This is a genomic window from Elizabethkingia argenteiflava (assembly GCF_009904105.1).
Taxonomy (GTDB): domain Bacteria; phylum Bacteroidota; class Bacteroidia; order Flavobacteriales; family Weeksellaceae; genus Elizabethkingia; species Elizabethkingia argenteiflava.
On sequence record NZ_JAAABJ010000498.1, the window covers coordinates 1 to 407 of the forward strand.

The 407-nt window shown below is 31.9% G+C and carries 1 pseudogene; it reads left to right on the top strand.

Going from position 1 to position 407, the window contains the following annotated elements:
- Window positions 1–407: pseudogene (locus GNY06_RS15640) on the top strand (transposase); the annotation flags it as partial.

A 407-nucleotide genomic window follows, 5' to 3' on the forward strand; every position in this document is an offset into this window, starting at 1 on the left:
ATATCTGTCAGTGATTATTACATTGTAGATAGCATGCCATTAGAAATATGCAAATTAAGCAGAAGTTCCAGAAGTACTGTTTGTAGAGAAAATTACTTTACCAGCCCGGATAAAGGTTTTTGTGCTTCGCAAAATAGTGTTTATTATGGTTATAAATTGCATGCAGTGTGTACTACTGATGAGATTTTTACCGATTTTGATGTAACACAAGCTTGTGTACATGATATTCATTATCTCAAAGATATTAAGCACTTGTAGCAAAAGTGTACAATATTAGGAGACAAAGGTTATCTGAGTATTGATTATCAAAGAGACTTATTTACTTACAACCAGATTAATATGGAAGTACCTATGCGAAAAAATCAACATGGATATAATCCGCAGCCTTATATTTTTAGAAAATACCG